The following is a 19,294-nucleotide window of genomic DNA, read 5'->3' as shown; positions in this document are numbered from 1 at the left end:
TCGGTGTGGAGCGAACAGGCTCCGATCCACACCGGCGGGGCCGCCCAGCGCGATCGAACTGCGTTGTCACAGAAATGGATCAAGGATGGTCGTTCAACCGGACATGGCATATCGGCGCTCTCTGGCCGTGGCAGAACTGACAGGCCCGGGGCAGTTGTTCGAGGTGGCTGAAGAATCCGTGCGCGGGCACGTCATGCCGGTGTTCAAGAATCGCACGCACACGCTCCGTGAGCTTCTGGCCGCGTCGGTCGAGCATGGCGACACCGAGTATCTGGTGTGCGACGAACTGCGGATTACCTTCACCGATCACTTCGCGCGCGTGGCGTCACTGGCGGAGGAGTTGCGAGGCACGTACTCGATCGGCAAGGGCGACCGCGTGGCGATACTGTCTGCGAACAACGCACAGTGGATCATCACCTTCTGGGCGGCGACGTCCCTCGGGGCGATAGCGGTCGGGATGAACTCGATGTGGTCCGCTCCCGAGATCGACTACGGCATGAAGCACTCCACTCCGAAACTTGTTGTCGCCGATGCAAAACGACGAGAACTGCTCGGTGAGGTCGGCGTGCCGGTGCTGTCCACCGAAGTCGACGTACCTCGCTTGTCCACGCTGCACACCGACGCGGAACTGTCGACCTGCCCCATCCACGAGGACGACCCTGCCGTCATCTTGTACACCAGTGGCACAACCGGACGGCCGAAAGGTGCGACGCACTCGCACCGGAACATCATCACGGCAAACGACTTTCATCGATTCAACGACGCCTTGGCAACGCATTTCGGAAACCCACCCGCGAACCGCCGGTTTCTGCTGTCGAATCCACTGTTCCACATCGCGTCACTGCACAACCTTGCCGTGCCACGGTTGTCGATCGGGGACACCGCAGTTATCTACAGCGGGCGATTCGAGATCGAGCGCGTGCTGCGATTGATCGAGCGCGAGCAGGTCACCAACTGGGGTGCTGTGCCGACCATGGCGAATCGCCTTGTTTCACATGGTGATCTGTCTCGATACGATCTATCCTCGCTCAAGACGATGTCACTGGGATCGGCGCCGTCGTCAACCGCTCTGAAGGAGAAGGTTCGCGAACTGCTGCCGGTGGCGGGGCGTTCGTTGGGGACGACGTACGGGCTCACCGAGTCGTCGACAGGAGCCACCTTGGCGACAGCCGCCGATCTGGAGGAGTACCCGGATTCCGTGGGCCGCCCCGTCGTCACGATGAGCGTCGAGATCCGGGACGACAACGGTCATCGGCTCCCGGACGGTTACGAGGGTGAGATCTGCCTACGCGGACCGCACGTGATGGTGGGCTACTGGAACAACGATGCCGCGACGGCCGCCGCGCTCGACGATGAAGGATGGCTGCGTACAGGCGATTTGGGATTCATGGCCGACGGTCACCTCCGCGTCAGCAGTCGTAGATCGGACTTGATTCTGCGTGGTGGGGAGAACGTCTACCCCGTCGAAGTCGAGAACGTCCTGAGCGAGCACCCGTCGGTGCAGGAATGCGCGGTGATCGGAATTCCCCACGCGGACTACGGCGAAGAAGTGGCCGCAATTGTTGTGGTCGAGGAGCCGGGATCCGTCTCGGAGGCAGAGTTGCTCGGGTACGTGCGGGAGCGTCTCGCTAAGTACAAGGTGCCTTCCCGATGGCGATTGACCACAGAACCGTTGCCGCGCAATGCAACCGGAAAGGTCGTGCGTAAACAACTCGACGTTGACGGCGAACCGGCGATAGTCTCGGAGAATCGTCACGCGTGGACTTCGCTGCTGACGGCACTCGACGAGCGTCGCCGGGCTGCACAGGAGATGGGTGGCCCCGACAAGCTACTGCGGTACCGGCGGTTCGGGCGCGTTGATGCGCGCGAACGAGTATCGAAGTTCCTGGACGAGGATACATTTCAGGAAATCGGCGTACTGGCCGGCGACGCGTCGATCCCGTCCGACGCCTTCGTTGCGGGGTCCGGACTTGTCGACGGCCGTCCGGTGCTGGTCGGTTCGGAGGATTTCACGGTTGCCGGCGGATCCATCGGAACGGCAGCGGCCACCAAGCGCGCCCGGATCGCAGAACTCGCCAAGCGCGAGCGCACTCCACTGGTGATGATGCTCGAAGGTGCCGGGCACAGGGCAACCAACGCACTGCACCCGCACCGGCCGGCGCCCAACGATCTGCAGGCAATGGCCGAGCTTGCCGGATTGGTCCCGACGGTTTCGATTGTGTGTGGACCCTCGGCTGGGCACGGGGCTCTTGCTGCACCGATGTCGGATTTTGTCATCATGGTCAAAGACCACGCCGCGATGTTCACAGCCGGCCCACCGCTGGTGGAGGCGTCGCTCGCCGAGAAGGTGACAAAGGAAGACCTCGGCGGTAGCGCCGTGCACGCTGAGATGAGCGGAATCGCCGACAATGTTGCGGCGGACGTAGACTCGGCGCTCGAGTTGACGCGTAAATACCTGTCCTATTTCCCGTCGAACGCGTGGAGTCGCGCGCCACTGGCGGATCCTGACACTTCGGTTGCGGCGCCGCGCTCCCTCGATTCTCTTCTCGACGTAGTTCCGCCGAATCCTCGTATCCCGTACGACATGCACGATGTGTTGTCCGTGATGGTGGACGAGGGCACCCTGTTCGAGCTGCAACCGCAGCACGGTTCTTCTGTCATCACGATACTGGCAAGGATGGGTGGCCGGGTTGTCGCCGTTGTCGCCAATCAGCCACTGGTGCTTGCCGGTGCGTTGGATGTGGCCGCGGCGGAAAAGGCCTGCCGGTTCATCGAGATGACCGGCGCTTTCCATATCCCGTTGATCTTCCTGGCCGACAACCCGGGCGTTCTTGCTGGAAGTAAGTCCGAACGGGACGGCATACTGCGGGCGAGTGCTCGGATGTTTGCGGCGCAGCATCGGTCCACCGTGCCGAAAATGCATGTGACAGTGCGCAAGGCCTTTGGGTTCGGGGGCTCGGTCATGGGTCAGAATGCTTTCGACAATCAAACCGTGTCGTTGTCGTTTCCGGGAGGGATGCTGGGAGGTATTCCGGCTGCCGTGGGTGGGAGCACCTCGAAGGCGGACGAGCGGACACAGCGTGCATTGATCGAGAACGAGGCTGCAGGTCCGTGGCGTCTGGCAAGTTCGGTGACGTACGACGACGTCATCGATCCACGCGAACTACGCAACGCGCTGCTCGGTGCGCTGAGGCTGTCGAGTGGGCGAGATGCGGAGCCGGTTGCCCCGGTGGTGCACACCGGATACTTGCCCTAGTGAAATCCGACGTGCCACCGGGCTTTCGGACCAGATTCGGCGCTCGACTGCGGATCCCGCTGATCGCCGCACCCATGCTGAGAGTGAGCGGGCCGGACCTCGTGTCGGCAGCCTGCGCGGCGGGTATCGTCGGCGCTTTCCCGACGGCAAACGCGCGCACGGCAGAGGAACTCGATTCGTGGCTGGCGACATTCGATCGTGCCCATGAGGAGAGCGGCGGAGAACTGGCACCGTACTGCCCCAATCTGATCATGAGAGCGCCGCGACTGGCAGACGACGTTGCGTGCTTGGTTCGCCGCCGAGTGGAAATGGTCATCGCGAGCGTAGGCTCACCGGCCCCGATCATCGGACCGCTCCACGACATCGGTGCCGCAGTCTTTGCCGACGTCGGCACACTTCTTCATGCCGAAAAGGCTGTTGAAGCCGGTGCGGACGGACTCGTGCTGCTCTCGGCCGGAGCGGGTGGGCAGACGGGGTGGATGAACCCGTTTGCCTTCATCCGTGGTGTCCGTGAGTTCTTCGACGGCACAGTCATTCTCGCAGGTGGAATCTCCGACGGGCAGGCGTTGTGGGCTGCCGAGGTGGCAGGCTTCGACGCGGCGTACATGGGCACACGTTTCATCGCGAGCGACGAGAGTTCGGCGTCGGCGCAGTACAAGGACATGTTGGTCGAGAGCACGATGGATGACGTGGTGTTGACCAACGCTTTCACCGGACTGCGGACGAACATGCTTGCTCCGTCCATCAGAGCGCAGGGGCTTGATCCCGACACACTGAACGAGCAGATCTCCGTGAAAGAATCGGCCGAGCTGTTCGGACCGGGGTCATCAGAACCGGGGCCGAGAAGGTGGACCGACGTCTGGAGTGCGGGCCATTCGGTGTCGGGGGTGAAACGACGCAGCCCCCTTTCGGAAGTAGTTCGCGAAACAGTCGCAGAGTACGAGGACGCCCGAGCGAGAACACGTTCGGTGCTGGAGCAACGACGAGCAGCGAACGCAGACTCCTGAGCAGACGTTTTTCGATAGTCACCTTCCCGGTGATCGGGACAAGGATGGATAACTCCTGTGCAGGTTGCCATTGTCAAAACTAGTTCCGAAAAAACGTATACCTAATAGACATATCCGGGTTAGTCTGCCTGTGAGCCGAAGAGACCGTGTGCGTGGGGTTTCTCGCCGACTTTGATCTATCTCGAGAGGGAATTCGATGAGCGGAAAATGGAACGGCAAAGGCAAAATTGCCGCAGTGTCGCTGGTGGCTGCCTTGGCCGTCGCGGGATGCGGCGGGGGCGGCGGCACCAGCACTGCAGGCGGCTCCACTGCATCGGCCGCAGATATCGACCGAGCGGCCGTACTTCGCGTCACCGCGTCTGCGCCGACCCGAAACCTCGATCCGTACCTCCAGACCAGCTACGGCGGTTGGGGATATCTGACTCCGATGTTCGATCGCTTGACCATGGTGGACAAGGAGGGAAATCTTGTTCCGGGACTTGCGGAGTCGTGGGAGTTTTCCTCTGACGGTGGCTATCTCGAGCTGAAATTGCGAGACGACGTTTCGTTCCACGACGGCACCAAGTTCGACGCCGCCGCCCTCGCCGCAAACGTCCAGCGTGGAAAGACGATGGCAGGCAGCACTGTTGTCGCCGCACTCGACGACATTACGTCCGTCGATGTTGTCGACCCGACCACTGCTCGGCTGAACTTGACCAAGGGTTCCGGTGTGGAGCTACCCGGGCTGTTCAGCACCAATGTCGGCATGATGGTCAGCCCCAAGACCATCGAAGCCGGCACGGACATCCGAAACGATCCGGGCCAGAGCGGATCCGGACCGTACACCGTCACCAACTACGTACCCGAGGAATCTCTCGAGGTTACTCGTGCACAGGGCGACTACTGGGATCCAGCGGCCGGACTGCTCGGTGGCATCAGCTTCAAGACCATGCCGGACGCGACAACGCGTTTGAACGGAATGCAGACCGCCGCCACCGATATCAGCTGGGTGAGCTCGGCCAACGAGATCGTTCAGGCGCAGTCGCTCGCAGACCGCAACGTGCTGGGTATCGACAAGGTGAAGTTCCGCAATGTGCTTGGTGTCTTCATGCGAGCGCGTGACGATCTCGCGAAACCCGAAGTGCGCCAGGCTGTTGCACACGCCATCGATCCCGAGGCCATCAGCGCGCTCTTCTCGGGAACCTGCACCCCGTACCGACAGATGTATCCGGAATCGAGCTGGGCGGCCGACCCGTCGTACCAGTACCCGTACACCTTCGACGTGGACAAGGCCAAGAGCCTGGTCTCCAGTGCCGGTGGAGCCAAGATCACACTGACCTTCGGTGCCGGAACAAATACCGAAAAGCCTGCCAACGTTATCCAGTCCTCGCTGGCAGCAGCAGGATTCGAGGCGGAGCTCAATCCCGTTCCGAATACCCAGAACGAGCCCGGCTACATCGCCGGCACCTTCCAGTCGATGGTGTCGAACAGCTTCAGCCCCAAGGTAGACCCCGCTGAGACCGTCAATACCTTTGTCGTGGGTCCCTACGACTTCGGTAACGGCAATCCCGAGATCGCCGCACTGGCGACAAAGGCTGCCAACCCGACGTTGTCGCAGGACGAGCGGGCCGGGCTGTACCACGAGATCTGGTCGAAGACACTGGCCGAGGCCATGTTCGTCCCGATCTGCAATCAGACGAACGCGACGATCTTCAGTGACAAGGTAGTCAACGCCGACAACATCCCGTGGGTTGACACCGGAATCTTCGATCTGCGCTACGTCGGAATGACCAAGTAGCACTGCAGATTCAGAAATCTTGCTGATAGACCGATCTGCTTCGCAGGTGATGCGACAAAGAATTCACGCAGACGCATCACCTGCGAAGGGGAACCGCCGACAAGACCGGCTGTAAGCGCCGGTGAGGGGTGCTTATGTTGCGTTACGCGGGGCGACGGCTGCTGGCGGCGGTGCCGCTGTTGTTGATTGTGCCTTTGATGATTTTTCTGTTGATCGATTTGGCGCCGGGGGATCCGGCTGCGATTCTTGCCGGTGATGATCCGACTCCGGAGCGGTTGGCGGAAATCCGGTCGACACTTCACTTGGACGACAACATCTTTCTGCGGTACGTCCGGTGGGTGGGCGGTGTTCTGCAGGGTGATCTCGGTACGTCGTTTCTGTCGAATCAGTCGGTGACGGAGCTGATCTTCCGCCGGATGGCGACGACGTTGTCGCTGGTTGTTTTTGCGATGGTGCTTGCGGTGACGATCGGGTTGATCTTGGGTGTTGTCGCCTCGCTTCGTCCCGGCGGAATTGTCGATCGTCTGGTGAATGTGGTGGCGTCGATTGCGATCGCGATTCCCGCGTTCTGGTTCGGTCTGGTGCTGGTGTCGGTATTCGCGGTGACCAATCAGATCTTCCCGGCCTTCGGGTATGCGCCACTCTCAGACGGGTTTGTGCCGTGGATTCAGCACCTCATTTTGCCGGGTACTGCGTTGGCGTTGTTGCCTGCGGCGGAGGTGACGTTGCAGCTGCGGTCGTCGCTCGGGCAGGTACTCAAGAGCGACTACATCCTCAACGCGGAGGCGAAGGGTCTCGGGCGCGGACGTGTTGTGTTCAAGCACGGACTCAAGAACGCGTGCATCCCGGTGGTCACGGTGCTCGGTTTCCGTGTCGCGGAAGTGCTGGGCGGGGCGGTGACCATCGAAATCATCTACAGCATGCCGGGGTTGGGCTCCCTGGCCGTGAACAGTGTCCAGAACCACGATATTCCGGTGTTGCTCGGGTTTGTCCTGTTCACCACCGTGGTGGTGGTGCTGGTGAATCTGCTTGTCGACATTTCCTACGGCTACTTCAACCCTAAGGTTCGCGCATGACTGATCCGAAGGTAGTGACCACATCCGAGACGGCGGAGCGGCCTGCGAGGGGCCAAGGCTTGAAGGCTGTTCTGCGTAAGCCGGTGACGATGGTGGCGGGTATTTTCATCCTGCTTCTGGTGATCATGGCGGTGTTCGCTCCGATTCTGGCGCCGCACGATCCGTACGTGCAGGACCTGGTCAACCGATTGCAGCCGCCGAGTGCAAATCATCTGCTCGGCACCGATGATTACGGCCGAGATGTGTTGAGCCGGTTGATCTACGGCGCGCGGATTTCGTTGACGGCGTCGTTGCAGGCGGTGAGTGTGGCGCTGATCCTGGGGCTTCCACTCGGTGTCATCGCCGGTTATCGCGGCGGCTGGGTCGATTCGCTGATCACCCGGGTGATGGATGCGTTGATGTCGGCTCCGTCACTGGTGCTGGCGATCACGATCGTCGCGGTCCTCGGTTCGGGAATTACCAATGCGATGCTTGCCATCGGTTTGGTCATGGCGCCCAGGTTTTTCCGGGTTGCGCGGGCATCGACGATGGATGTGCGGCACGAGACGTACATCGAGGCCGCAATCGCGTTGGGCTGCCGTCCGGGCAGAACCATTATCAGGCATATCCTTCCGAACGTGATGCCGCCGGTGGTACTGGTCATCTCCGTCTCTCTCGGTGCTGCGGTTGCGGCGGAAGCGAGCCTGAGTTTCCTCGGCCTCGGGGCGAAGGCTCCGGCGGCGAGTTGGGGTTCGATGCTCAGCACCGCGGCGTCGAATATGCAGCTGGCGCCGTACCTGGTGTGGCCTCCCGGCGTGATGATCTTCTTGACGGTCCTGTCCTTCACCTATCTGGGCGACGGTGTTCGCCGATCTTTGCTACGGAGTCGTAATGGTGACAATGACTGATCTGATGCGTAAAGAGCAGTTCGATGCGAGCACTGAACCACTGTTGCGGGTTCGGGATCTGACCATCGAATTCCCCAGCGGCGGAGGCGGTTGGCAGACGACGGTCGAAGGTGTCTCGTTCGACGTCGGTGCCGGCGAGTCGGTGGCGTTGGTCGGTGAGTCCGGATCAGGCAAGACGGTGTCCTCGCTTGCGGTGATGGGTTTGACGCAGGCTACCGGCGGCCGGATTTCGCGGGGTTCCATCGAATTCGACGGTCGTGATCTGACGAAGGTTCCGGAGCGGGAGTGGCGCAAGCTCCGCGGGACCGGGATGGGCATGATTTTTCAGCAGCCTATTCGCAGCCTCAATCCGGCCTACACGGTCGGTGATCAGATCGCTGAATCCGTGCGCAAGCACTTGGGTTTGAGCCGCAAGGAAGCAATGGCTCGGGCGGTGGAGATGCTCGAATTGGTGCAGATTCCCCGGGCGAAGGAGCGGGTAGGCGATTATCCGCACGCGTTCAGTGGTGGCATGTGTCAGCGTGTGATGATCGCGATGGTGATGGCATGTAATCCGCGGTTGCTGATCGCGGACGAGCCGACCACTGCGCTCGATGTGACGGTGCAGGAGAAGATCCTCGATCTGTTGCGGGATTTGCAGGAGCAGACCGGTGTCGCGTTGCTGTTCGTCAGTCACGATCTTGCGGTGGTGGCGGAATTGTGTCAGCGGGTGGTGGTGATGTATGCCGGTGAGATCGCGGAAAACGCTGCGGCAGAAGAAGTGTTCTTCCGTCCCCAGCATCCGTACACGTCGGGTTTGCTGGCTTCGATTCCGCAGCCGGGACTGAATGCGGATCGTCGGCTGCATGCGATCCCGGGCGGGATTCCCGCGGCGGCCGATTGGCCGACAGGGTGCCGGTTCTCGCCGCGGTGCCCGCATGTGGCGCCGGGACTGTGCGATGTGGAGCATCCTGCGATGGCGCAGGTTCCGACCGGAGAGGCGCGATGCCTGCGTGTGCAGGACCTCGATCTGCAGGGAGTGAGTGTGCGATGAGTCTTCTCGAAGTGAAGAACGTGTCGAAGTCGTTTGCATCGGGCCGCGATTTTCTGGGCCGTCGCACCAAGTGGTCGCATGCGGTCAAGGACGTCAGTTTCAGTCTCGAAGCCGGTGAATGTCTTGCCGTGGTCGGGGAGTCGGGTGCGGGTAAGTCGACGGTGGGCCGGATTGCCTTGCGGTTGATCGAACCGGATACCGGTTCGATCACGTTCGATGGCGTTGACGTGCGGGCCGCAAAACCTGCCGAGTTGCGTTCGATGCGCCGCGGTATGCAGATGATTTTCCAGGATCCGCACAGTTCTCTCAATCCGCGGATGACCGTTGTTGATGCTGTGGTGGAACCGCTGATCGTGCATACCGACATGGGTCGGGGTGAGCGTGAGAAGTTGGCGACGGCGATGTTGGACAAGGTGGGGATCGGTTCGCGTTATTTCGGCCGGTATCCGGCGGAGCTTTCCGGTGGGCAGCTTCAGCGTGTTGCTATTGCTCGGGCGTTGACGTTGAATCCGAAGATGATCGTCTGTGATGAACCTGTTGCTGCGCTGGATGTTTCGGTGCGTGCTCAGGTGCTGAACTTGTTGCGGGATCTGCAGGAGGAGTTGGGTCTTGCGTATCTGTTCGTGTGTCATGATTTGGCGTTGATCGAAGTGATCGCCGATCGTGTGCTGGTGATGGCGCGCGGTGAGGTTGTGGAAAGTGGGTCGGTGGAGGACATCTTCCGTCGCCCGCAGCAGGAGTACACCCGAACATTGCTCGACGCTATTCCGGTACCCGTTCCACGATCTGTCCGTGGGCAGGAATTCGAGGGCGTCCGAGCCGAACCTGTCAGTTGAGGAGAATTCGATGACATCGGCACCGATGGCAGTGGCACCCGCACAGTCTCGAACCATATTGCGTACCACGGAGTCCGGCGACTTCCTGATGAGTGACTATCTCGGGGAGCACTCCGACGGTTCGGCAACCGGGGGCTTTCAGGCGTATCTTGTCGGCCAGAAGGCGGAAAAGCTTCGGCCCCACTATCACGAGGTGGATCAGTTTCAGGTAGTTCTCGACGGCAGTGGACGCCTCGGTAGGCACGCCATCGGCGTGGGCACTGTGCATTACAGCGATGCGTACACGGTGTACGGGCCGATCTTCGCCGACGCTCCCGACGGTCTGTCGTACTTCACCCTTCGGCTCGATCCCGCCGCTGGATTGAACTACATGCCGGAATCACGCGTCAAAGGTGAGACGCGAGCCGGCGAACATTTCACCTGTGCGATCGACGACGCCGCAGGAGAGACGGGAAAGCTGGATCTACTGGCCCGTACCAGACGTGGCGCCGCAGCATTCGGTATTGCGCTCGACCTCGGTGGGGTATTGACCGCCGATGCACTCGCTGAATGTGTGGGTCGGGGGTATGCAGTTGTGTTGTCCGGCAGTGTTGCGTTCGGCGACCGTACATTGCCGTCGGGAAGTCTCATTCCGTTCGAGTCTGCTGTTGCACTGGAGGGGCTTTCGGGACAGTCCGATCGCACGAACCTGGCCCTGGTTGTCTTCGCGACGCTGAGTGAGCCCACTCAGTAGGAGCCGCCGAGTTGATCCGCCGCCGATCGGAGCAGCTCGCCGTACCGCGCGAAGTACTCCTCGGTGAGTCGAGTCGCCGGCCCGCTGATTACGATCGCAGCCAGTGGCGATCCCGACGCATCCAGCACCGCTGCGGCGAGGCTGGTTGATCCTTGCTGGACGGCTTCCTCGCTTGCGGCCCATCCACGCCTGCGAATCTCCTGGTACTCGGCATCTGCGAGGAGGAGATCGGGCTGACCCGAGCTGTTCATGCGTTCTTCCTGCGACTGGTACGCGTGGATGACCCGTCCCGCTGCACTTGTCTCGGGTACGTGTATCTGCCCGGGCTTCAGGCCTGTCCGAACCATGTGGGTACCTTCAACCACCCCGAGGACGATCATGTGTTCTTCCTCCGCGACAGCGAGATGTACTGTCTCGCCGGTTGTATCCCGGATCTTGGTCATGACGGGTTGTGCTCGGGCAGCCAGCGACGAGCCGTTGTAGACCTGTCCGGCTACGACAACACAACGGGTGGAGAGCTCCCAGCGGGGTGGAGCCTCGCCGACAGGGTGGATCCATTGCGCTTCATGGAGGGTTGCCAGGGTGCGTTGCATTGCGCTTTTGTCGACCTCGAGTAGCCGTGAAAGCGCGGTCAAGCCGATTGGCTGATGGGCAGCAATGGCTTCGATGACGCGGAGTCCGCGCGTGAGTCCACTGATTGTCTTGACTGCGATCTGAATCACCCCTACTGTGATTAAAGAATTGATACACAGTATCACATAGAGATACTTGCTGTGAAGACGATCTTCCTGAAAGTTCGCACTTTCCTTCCCGCTGGCGGTCCAGTGCACTACCGAAAGGTTGCTGTGAAGAAGTTCAAACCCACTGTCGATCAATTGATCCCGAACCTGACACCGGCGGAGGAGATAGTTCTGCTTGCGCGCGCTCTGTGGGCCGAGGGGTACCGGGATCATCTCGCCGGGCACATCACGTACAACCTCGGTGACGGCACCATGCTGTGCAACCCGTGGCTTCTCACCTGGGAGGAGATCCTCCCCGCCGACATCATTCGCATCGACATCGACGGCAATGTCCTACAGGGCGATTGGCCTGTCCCGCTGGGAATTCCTCTGCACCTTGCGCTTCACCGAGCACGTCCCGATGTCGGCATTGCGCTACACAATCATTCGGAGTTCGGAACGGTCTGGGCTGATCTGGGCGAGGTTCCACCCGCTTACGATCAGAGTTCCAGCCTCGGCGGCGGTGAGGTAGTGCTGGTCGACGAGTACGACGGCGGCGTCGACAACATGGAGGCAGCCGAGGCCGCGATCCGGTCGATCGGGCCCGCTGATCGCGCACTCCTGGCAGGACATGGCGTTTTTGTCACCGGAAGTACCGCCGCAGCAGTCTATTTGCGGGCGGTCGCTCTCGAACAACGTTGTAAGAATGCCTGGATGATCCGGGTGGCCGGTGGACCGGAGAAGACAGCTCTGCCCGACTGGTGGCTCGATCGAATGGCCGGTAGTGACGGAAACAGTTACCACGGCTTCTGGGAGGCTGCGGTGCGCGCTGCGTTGCGCTCGGATCCTGAACTGGCCGAGAGCCTTCAGGTCTCCCAATGAACAACCAAGGCTCTGCGGCCATCAGCCACTCCGGAACGGATACTCATGGATTTTGAACTAGATGCAGATCAGCGAGCGTGGCGAGAGGAGATACGCACGTTTCTTCGCGACAATGTCACACCGGAATTGCGTGCGGAGATGGCCGAGCACGATCTCGAGTTCATCGGCGGCGAGCTCACGGCCTTTCGCCGGAAGATCGGGGCAAAAGGGTGGTTCGGGCTCAATTGGCCCAAGGAGTTCGGTGGGCTTGGACTCGGTGCGGTGTATCAGCATCTTCTGGTCAGCGAATTCGAGTACTGGGGCGTGCCGGGACCGGACTTGACGGTCACGTCGGTGGCTCCGATGATCATGCGCCACGGCACGCAACAGAACCGGGAAGAATTCCTGCCGCCCATTGCACGAGGTGAACTGACCTGCGCCGTCGGTTATTCCGAACCCAATGCCGGAACAGACCTTGCGAGTCTGAAAACCCGGGCGGTGCGTGAGGGCGACGAGTGGGTGATCAACGGTTCCAAGATCTGGAACAGTATGGCGCAGCGCGTCACTCACGAATGGCTGTGTGTTCGCACCAATACCGAGGTGCCCAAACACAAGGGTATCTCGGTGATCATCGTGCCGATCGACGCTCCCGGTGTTGTGATTCGTCCGATCACCGCGTGGTCCGGATATCGAACCAACGAGACGTTCTTCGACAACGTCCGTGTCCCAGCGACCAACCTGATCGGTGAAGTCGACAAGGGATGGAAGTACATCACCGGTGCACTGGATCTCGAACGTGGTGCCCTCACGAATGCAGGCGACCTGCGCAGAGCCGTCGACGATCTGTTGATTCTCGCGCGTGAGATCCGAGAAGACGGAACACGTCCGCTCGACAACGCAGATGTACGACGCAAGCTCGCTCAGTTGGATGCGGATGTCGAACTCGCGCAGCTCATGGGATTCGAGGCGTCGTCCCTGCTCGAAAGTGGAACCATTCCGTCGGTGCTCGTCAGCGTCGAGAAGATTTTCTCCAGTGAACTCAGACAACGGATTGCCGATGTCGGAACGGCGATGCTCGGTCCGGCAGGTTTGATCGCGGGATCGGACCCTCACGCAGTGATGGCAGGAAAATTCGAGCGACTGTACCGCGCCGCGCCACTGCTGCGATTCGGTGCCGGAGCCAACGAAGTTCTGCGAGATGTTATCGCCCAGCGCGGGCACGGCCTACCGAGTTACGGCCGCTGACATGATTCCGACCTTCCTTGACGGCGTAGGAGTTTGCCGATGAAACTTGTTGCTAACCAAGACCAACTCGATCTGCAGGCAATGTCGGCTGCCGTCCTGGCCAAACAATGCCCGATCAGTATGGTACGAGAACTGGCAGAACCGATGTCCGAAAGCAGCCCGGACAAACTGATGACGGCGCTTGCCGAGGTTGGTGTACTTGGCCTGGCGATCGATGAAGAATACGGCGGCGGTGGAGCCAGCCTGTACGAACTCGGTGTGTTCTTTCGGGAGGCCGGCCGGGTTCTCTGCCCGTCGATTGTCTACAGCACACTGCAATTCGGTATTGCCGTCGGGCGACTGGCTACGTCGGAACAACGCAGGCGTTATCTGCCTGCGCTGGCCGAAGGTCGACTTCGCGCCGGCGTTGCCGCCTGGAATCCCGGCGACGCCGGCGATATTCGACCCACTCTGACCGCAACACCAGCTCCGGGTGGGTGGCTGCTCAACGGAACCCTGCCATTTGCCGTGAACGCCTCGATGTCCGACGTGGTTCTCGTGACCGCTCGCACATCGGTGTTTGCCGAACCGGAACGGTTGATCTGCGCCTTCGTCGAGCCGACAGCCGAAGGTTGGAATGCCGTCCCATTGTCGAACATGTCCGGAGAGAGGCTATCTCGCGTCGAACTTGTCGACGTGTTCGCCTCGGACGCGGCCGTTTCTCTCGGGGGCAGCGGAAATGGGCTGAGCGCCGACGATCTTCGGTGGGTCGCCAATGCGGCAGTGGCGCTTCAATGCATGGAGATGGCAGGCGGCGGCGCCGCAGTTCTGGATCGCACCGTCGACTACATTGCCCAGCGTGAGCAGTTCGGGCGTCCGATCGGTAGTTTCCAAGCCGCACAACACATTGTCGCGGACATGCACATCGCGCTCGAAGGTGCCCGCTTGGCTGCCGCGCACGCGGTGTGGTGGGTGGCTCGCGGTGAATCCGCCACCCGTGCGGTCGCGATTGCAAAAATGCAGTGCAACGAGGCCTACAAGCGCGCGACCCTGGACGCACATCAATTGCACGGTGGTATGGGATACGTCCTCGAGACTGATTTGCACCTGTGGTCGGAGCGGGCGAAGGTCACGGAAATCCGATACGGCACAGCAGATATTGCGGCGGGTTGGCTGCAGAAGGAGCTGAACCTTGCCTAGCGAAGCGAAACCCGGACCGCGGCAGGCACTTCAGGATCTTCGGATCGTGGATTTGTCGAGGTGGGTGGCAGGAGAATACGCAACAAAGATGTTCGCAGATTTTGGTGCGGACGTTGTCAAAGTCGAAAAGCCGGAGACGGGCAGCTTGACGCGGGCGTGGGGACCGTTCCCCGGCGACGTTCCGAACGTCGAGCGAAGCGCACTCTTCCTGCATCTGAACACCAACAAGAAATCGCTTGTCCTTGACTTGACCTCGGGTTCCGATCGGGAGGTTCTCCTGAACCTCGTGGACACGGCGGACGCGGTGGTGGAGTCCTTCCGTCCCGGCCAGCTGGAGAAATTGGGCCTGGGGCCGGAAGTGCTGCACGCGCGCAACCCATCGCTGGTGATCACGCGGATCAGTGCTTTCGGCCAGACCGGACCGTACCGGGATCGTGAAGCGAGCGGCCTGGTCCTTCAGGCTGCCGGTGGCCCGATGAACGCAACTGGTGCGGCTGATCGTGCGCCGTTGCGTAAACCGGGACTGCTCGAGCACTACACGATCGGTCGTACCGCCGGCGAAGCCACGATGGCGGGAATCTTCAGCGCCAAGCGCACAGGAGAAGGTTCCGTGATCGACGTGTCCGGGCAGGAGGTTCTGCTCGCCGGCGCCGACCGGCGAGCGTCGTACCTCGTTTCGGCGGCATATTCCGGCATGAATGCTCCACGCGGAGTGCGAAGCCCGCACCGGCACGGCGCGACGTTCACCGGACCGTTCCGGGCCAAGGACGGATTTGTGATGCTGTACGTGACTAATCAGGCTTTCTGGAATCGCTTGGTCGACATAGTCGGCGAGCACGACGACGCGTTCCATACGCGGTACCACGGGCGCGAGACGATCATGGGAACGGATCGTGACGAGTTCATGGGATATGTCACCGAGTGGTTCGCGCAGCGGCCCAAAGTCGCCATCATGGAACAGTGCGAGGCTGCACGTATTCCCGTCACGGCGTATCTCGACGTCTCTGAATTGTTGAGTCACGATCACTTTCGTAGCCGAGGCGCATTTGTCCGTGGTACGCATCCGGTTGCGGGCACGTTGGAGTACACGGGTGCGCCGTGGCGGATGGCCAACGGGTACCAGTTGCGTCATACCGCACCAACTCTCGACCAGCACGGCCCACAGATCCGTGAGTCACTGACACAAACAGGGGAGCGAGTATGAGTTATCCGCTCGAAGGGATTCGTGTTGTCGACCTGACGGTTGTGTGGTCCGGCCCCGGTGCGACAGCGATGCTGGGGGACTTGGGCGCAGAAGTGATACGCGTGGAGGGGAACAACCGCGTCAGCCGACAAGTTTCGGCAAAGACAACGAAGGAATCGATCGCGCAGACCGGGTATCACGGCGGCACCTATCCGGAGAAGGAGCCCGGCGAGCGACCGTACGACCGGACAGCTCTCTTCAACTGGCATTCCCGGAACAAACTGTCGGCGTGTATGAATCTCGATACCGCTGAGGGACACGCAGCTGTGATCGAACTGATCAAAGTCAGTGATGTTCTGGTGGAGAACAATTCCAACGGAACTCTCGAGAAGTTGGGGCTTGGGCACGAGCGTTTGCTCGAACTCAACCCTCGATTGATCGTCGCTCGCATGCCACCTCTCGGAATGGCCGGACCGATGAGTGACTATCTCGGTTACGGCCCCAATTTCAACTCGCTGGTGGGGATTGCCGCGATGGACGGTTACGAGGGTGAGGAAGCCGACTCGGCCGGCGAGAACTACCACATGGACGAGGCAGCTCCGGCAGGTTTGGCCTTTGCGGTGATGGCCGCGCTGTTGGACCGCGAGCACACCGGCGTTGGGGGACTTGTCGAGTTTGCGCAGGCGGAGAACGTCATGGCGGAGATCGGGGAGTTCGTGCTCGACGCGCAGGTGAACGGGAGAGTTCCGGAGATCCTCGGTAACTCCGATCCTCATGTGCTGCAGGATGTTTACCTCAGTGCGGATGAGGATCGGTGGGTGGCGATATCCGTTCGCAGCGATCGCGAGTGGACGGCATTGGCCTCGGTAATCGGCGGGGACGAACTTGCCGAAATGGGCGCCGATACAGTCGCCAGACGGACAAACTCCGCGTCGATCAGGGATCGAATTGCGAAGTGGGCCCGCTCGATGTCGGCTTCCGAGGTTGTTTCGGTGTTGCAGGAGTGTGCCGTTCCCGCAGGTGAAGTGATGAGCGAAACCGGATTGCTCGAAGACCGTCATCTGCGCGAGCGTGACTGGTTCCAGGAGCGGTCACATCCGTCGGTGGGAACCTATCGGTATCCAGGACATCCCTGGCGGGTAGAGGGATTCGATCTGGCATTCGGGCGGGTACTCCCAGGGTTCGGTGAAGACAACGAGTACGTCTACAAGAAGATCCTCGGCTATTCCGATGAGAAGTATGCCGAACTCGAGAATTCCGGACTGGTCACCGACCATCAAATAGCGTGAGAGAGAAAGAACATGACTGAAAACGTAGCCGTGATTCCGGATTCGGAATCTCTGATCCCCGACAGTGTTGCCGAGCGTGTCGGGGAGGTGGTCTCCCAGGCGAGCGGAGCTGTGGTCGCGCGGGACTGGCAACGGTGGGCTGTGGCCGTCGGCGAAACCAACCCGCTGTACTTCGACAGCAAGTATGCCCGTGAGCACGGCTATCGCGATATTGTCGCTCCGCCGCTGTATTTGCAGTACGCGATTCTCGGGGTGACGCCGATACCGGAACTTCGGGTGGACGGCTCATCCGGTGCTGCCTCCGGGAATCTTGTTTTCCCGTTGTGCCCCAAGCGAATGGCAGGTGGCGAGAACACCACCTTTCTTCGGTCGGCCTACGACGGAGATGTGATCACCAGTGTGCGCGTCGTGGATTCGGTGGTCGAGAAGCGTGGTCGGTCCGGCCGATTCGTCCTGGTGACGTGGAAGACCACGTATACCAATCAGAACGACGAGGTTGTTGCCGAAGCGACCACCTCGATGATCGCCCGACCGTAGCGCGAGGAGTTGAAAGTTATGTCAACACAAGTATATTTCGATGATATCAACACCGGCGACACGATTCCGGTGTTGGCTGTCAGTGTCACTGCACTGCAGATGTTCCTCTTCAGCGCAGCGACGTACAACGGGCACCGCATTCACTACGACCGGAGTTGGGCTGTCGACGTCGAGGGCTATCAGGACGTCGTTGTACAGGGCCCGCTTCAGGCGGCGCTTCTGGCGCGCGTTGTCACCGACTGGATCGGTGGCGGGGGATCGTTGGTGAACTTCTCGGCCTCGAACCGGGCTGTGGCCTTTCCCGGCGAGCCGTTGGAATTCACGGGGACAGTGACCGGTAAACGCGACGAGAACGGTAGAGCGCTGGTCGATTTGGAGCTTGCCGGAGTGCGGGGTGGTGAGGTGCTGATGCCGGGAACGGCCACCGTGCTGCTGCCACGCCGTGACAGTGCTATCTCCGCCGGAGCGTCCTGATGGTGGGACTGCGCGGTGAGGCCGCCATCGTCGGGTTCTGTGAATTGCCCTCCCAGCGCAAGCAGACCCGTCCTGAGTTGCTCACCATCGAGCAGTGGGCAATGCTCTCGAAGCTGGCAATCGAGGATGCGGGTCTGAAGGCGTCGCAGATCAATGGTCTTGTCACGCATGGTATTGCGGAATCCGATATGTTTGCGCCGGCCACGTTGTCCGAGTATCTCGGGATTCCCTTGAACTTCGGTGAGCGAGTAGATCTCGGCGGCGCAACGGCGGCAGGGATGGTGTGGCGAGCTGCCGCAGCCGTCGAACTCGGTATCTGCGACGCGGTACTGGTCATTGTTCCTGGGTCGTTCATGACACCGAAGTCGCAGATTCAGCCCGCTGTGGATCCAGGGTATCTCGGTGCCTCGAGTGGCAAGTTCGGTTCTCCTCAAGCCGAATTCGAGATTCCGTACGGTAATCTCGGCCAGAACGCGCCGTACGCCCAGATCGCTCGGCGGTATGCGTCGGAATTCGGGTACGACGACCGTGCCACCGCCAAGATCGCGGTGGACCAGCGAACCAACGCCTGCAGTACTCCCGGTGCGGTGTTCCATGGAAAGCCGATCACGATCGACGACGTTCTGGCGAGTCCGATGATCGCCGATCCCATTCGGATGCTCGAGGTTGTGATGCGGGTGCAAGGTGGAGCAGGCATTGTCGTGGCGAACGCTGACATCGCGCGTCGCGGTCGCAACAGGCCGGTCTGGGTCAAGGGGTTTGGCGAACACCTGTCGTTCAAGACACCGACCTATGCAGAAGACATGGTGCGCACCCCGATTGCGAAGGCTGCGGACACGGCATTCGACATGGCGGGTATCTCACGCTCGGCAATCGATGTCGCGTCGATCTACGACTGCTACACGATCACGGTGGTGATGAGCCTCGAAGACGCGGGTTTCTGTGAGAAGGGGAAGGGTATGGAGTTCGTGTCGTCGAGAGACCTGACCTTCCGAGGGGGCTTCCCGTTGAATACCGCCGGCGGCCAATTATCCTACGGGCAAGCAGGAATGGCGGGCGGGATGCACCACGTATGCGATGGCGTACGTCAGGTGATGGGCCGATCCGGGGCGGCGCAGGTTGCCGACTGCAATACCGCTTTCGTGACCGGGAACGGCGGCATCATGAGTGAGCAAGTCGCACTGATACTCCAGGGAGATTAG

The 19,294-nt window shown here is 60.9% G+C and carries 17 protein-coding genes and 1 pseudogene; 17 read left to right on the top strand and 1 reads right to left on the bottom strand.

From position 1 onward, the window contains the following. Window positions 1-85: 85 nt before the first annotated feature. The 9 genes and pseudogenes from R4P64_RS11075 to R4P64_RS11035 form a co-directional block, all read left to right on the top strand. Window positions 86-1,720, top strand: a pseudogene (locus R4P64_RS11075) (class I adenylate-forming enzyme family protein); the annotation flags it as partial. 90 nt (window positions 1,721-1,810) lie between these two features. Next, window positions 1,811-3,256, top strand: coding sequence for an acyl-CoA carboxylase subunit beta (locus R4P64_RS11070; RefSeq protein WP_317821090.1), 1,446 nt, complete (start codon window positions 1,811-1,813; stop codon window positions 3,254-3,256). Next, a complete protein-coding gene (locus R4P64_RS11065) occupies window positions 3,256-4,263 on the top strand; it encodes a nitronate monooxygenase (RefSeq protein WP_317820739.1) in 1,008 nt (335 codons plus the stop codon). The genes R4P64_RS11070 and R4P64_RS11065 overlap by 1 nt, the downstream gene beginning before the upstream one ends. 196 nt (window positions 4,264-4,459) lie before the next feature. Continuing rightward, a complete protein-coding gene (locus tag R4P64_RS11060; RefSeq protein WP_141486526.1) occupies window positions 4,460-6,040 on the top strand; it encodes an ABC transporter substrate-binding protein in 1,581 nt (526 codons plus the stop codon). A 134-nt stretch (window positions 6,041-6,174) separates the two neighbouring features. Beyond that, on the top strand, window positions 6,175-7,116 hold the full coding sequence (locus tag R4P64_RS11055) for an ABC transporter permease (RefSeq protein WP_033232363.1): 942 nt from the start codon (window positions 6,175-6,177) through the stop codon (window positions 7,114-7,116). Beyond that, the gene (locus R4P64_RS11050; RefSeq protein ID WP_080711646.1) at window positions 7,113-8,003 is read left to right on the top strand and encodes an ABC transporter permease; all 891 of its coding nucleotides are present in this window, start codon (window positions 7,113-7,115) and stop codon (window positions 8,001-8,003) included. The genes R4P64_RS11055 and R4P64_RS11050 overlap by 4 nt, the downstream gene beginning before the upstream one ends. After that, on the top strand, window positions 7,987-9,036 hold the full coding sequence (locus R4P64_RS11045; protein ID WP_033232362.1) for an ABC transporter ATP-binding protein: 1,050 nt from the start codon (window positions 7,987-7,989) through the stop codon (window positions 9,034-9,036). The genes R4P64_RS11050 and R4P64_RS11045 overlap by 17 nt, the downstream gene beginning before the upstream one ends. Then, window positions 9,033-9,872, top strand: a complete 840-nt coding sequence (locus R4P64_RS11040; protein ID WP_051730357.1) for an ATP-binding cassette domain-containing protein — start codon at window positions 9,033-9,035, stop codon at window positions 9,870-9,872. Before R4P64_RS11045 ends, R4P64_RS11040 begins: the two co-directional genes overlap by 4 nt. A 10-nt stretch (window positions 9,873-9,882) precedes the next feature. Beyond that, complete coding sequence (locus R4P64_RS11035; RefSeq protein ID WP_317820733.1) at window positions 9,883-10,605, top strand: hypothetical protein; 723 nt, start codon at window positions 9,883-9,885, stop codon at window positions 10,603-10,605. On the opposite strand, the gene R4P64_RS11030 is transcribed toward R4P64_RS11035, so the two are convergent. After that, window positions 10,599-11,327, bottom strand: a complete 729-nt coding sequence (locus R4P64_RS11030) for an IclR family transcriptional regulator (RefSeq protein WP_033232627.1) — start codon at window positions 11,325-11,327, stop codon at window positions 10,599-10,601. The two genes, R4P64_RS11035 and R4P64_RS11030, sit on opposite strands and share 7 nt — an antisense overlap. Window positions 11,328-11,450: 123 nt before the next feature. Here R4P64_RS11030 and R4P64_RS11025 point away from each other — a divergent pair, with 123 nt between their 5' ends. The 8 genes from R4P64_RS11025 to R4P64_RS10990 are packed head-to-tail and all read left to right on the top strand — an operon-like array spanning window position 11,451 to window position 19,294. Further along, window positions 11,451-12,206 (top strand): class II aldolase/adducin family protein, encoded by a 756-nt coding sequence (locus R4P64_RS11025; protein ID WP_317820731.1) that lies wholly within the window; start codon window positions 11,451-11,453, stop codon window positions 12,204-12,206. 45 nt (window positions 12,207-12,251) lie between these two features. Beyond that, window positions 12,252-13,430 carry an acyl-CoA dehydrogenase family protein gene (locus tag R4P64_RS11020; RefSeq protein ID WP_095968543.1) on the top strand — a complete coding sequence of 393 codons (1,179 nt, stop codon included), beginning with the start codon at window positions 12,252-12,254 and terminating at the stop codon, window positions 13,428-13,430. Window positions 13,431-13,469: 39 nt separating this feature from the next. Then, window positions 13,470-14,609 (top strand): acyl-CoA dehydrogenase family protein, encoded by a 1,140-nt coding sequence (locus R4P64_RS11015; protein WP_317820728.1) that lies wholly within the window; start codon window positions 13,470-13,472, stop codon window positions 14,607-14,609. After that, window positions 14,602-15,813: a CoA transferase gene (locus R4P64_RS11010; RefSeq protein ID WP_317820727.1), complete on the top strand. Its 1,212-nt coding sequence runs from the start codon at window positions 14,602-14,604 to the stop codon at window positions 15,811-15,813. The genes R4P64_RS11015 and R4P64_RS11010 overlap by 8 nt, the downstream gene beginning before the upstream one ends. Continuing rightward, window positions 15,810-17,081: a CoA transferase gene (locus R4P64_RS11005; RefSeq protein WP_317820726.1), complete on the top strand. Its 1,272-nt coding sequence runs from the start codon at window positions 15,810-15,812 to the stop codon at window positions 17,079-17,081. Before R4P64_RS11010 ends, R4P64_RS11005 begins: the two co-directional genes overlap by 4 nt. 12 nt (window positions 17,082-17,093) lie before the next feature. Continuing rightward, entirely contained in the window at window positions 17,094-17,618 is a 525-nt protein-coding gene (locus R4P64_RS11000) for a MaoC family dehydratase N-terminal domain-containing protein (protein ID WP_317820725.1), read from the top strand. Window positions 17,619-17,636: 18 nt separating this feature from the next. Further along, window positions 17,637-18,092: a MaoC/PaaZ C-terminal domain-containing protein gene (locus tag R4P64_RS10995; RefSeq protein ID WP_095888248.1), complete on the top strand. Its 456-nt coding sequence runs from the start codon at window positions 17,637-17,639 to the stop codon at window positions 18,090-18,092. Next, window positions 18,092-19,294, top strand: coding sequence for a thiolase family protein (locus R4P64_RS10990; RefSeq protein ID WP_317820723.1), 1,203 nt, complete (start codon window positions 18,092-18,094; stop codon window positions 19,292-19,294). Before R4P64_RS10995 ends, R4P64_RS10990 begins: the two co-directional genes overlap by 1 nt.

The sequence above is a fragment of the Rhodococcus sp. IEGM 1366 genome, from assembly GCF_033142425.1.
Lineage (GTDB): Bacteria > Actinomycetota > Actinomycetes > Mycobacteriales > Mycobacteriaceae > Rhodococcus_F > Rhodococcus_F globerula.
This window is presented reverse-complemented; position numbering and strand designations above follow the sequence as displayed.